Raw genomic sequence first — 229 nt, forward strand, 5'->3', positions numbered from 1 at the left:
ATACCGATAAGCCCGCTCGTTATGTAGATTACTTAAGTGTGTTAATGCCACATAAACAACGTTTTGAGTTATTTAACGCCATTGGTTTTATAAAGCACGCCAAAACTGAGTTTTATCGACACAAGGTTGATACGACTAAAAATAGTCCAGCCAACTTTAAGTATGTCACAGCACCAGGGACGCCAGGTATGGTAATGCTGGTATTTACTATTGAAGGGCTAGATTACGT

Annotated in this window: 1 protein-coding gene; it reads left to right on the forward strand. The window is 39.3% G+C overall.

Annotated elements, in window-relative coordinates:
• Positions 1-229 (forward strand): isocitrate dehydrogenase kinase/phosphatase AceK regulatory subunit (locus tag AAEY88_RS15785; protein ID WP_350563918.1); only part of this gene is annotated, 229 nt, incomplete at both ends.

The organism is Psychrobacter sp. CAL346-MNA-CIBAN-0220 (genome assembly GCF_040309805.1).
Taxonomy (GTDB): domain Bacteria; phylum Pseudomonadota; class Gammaproteobacteria; order Pseudomonadales; family Moraxellaceae; genus Psychrobacter.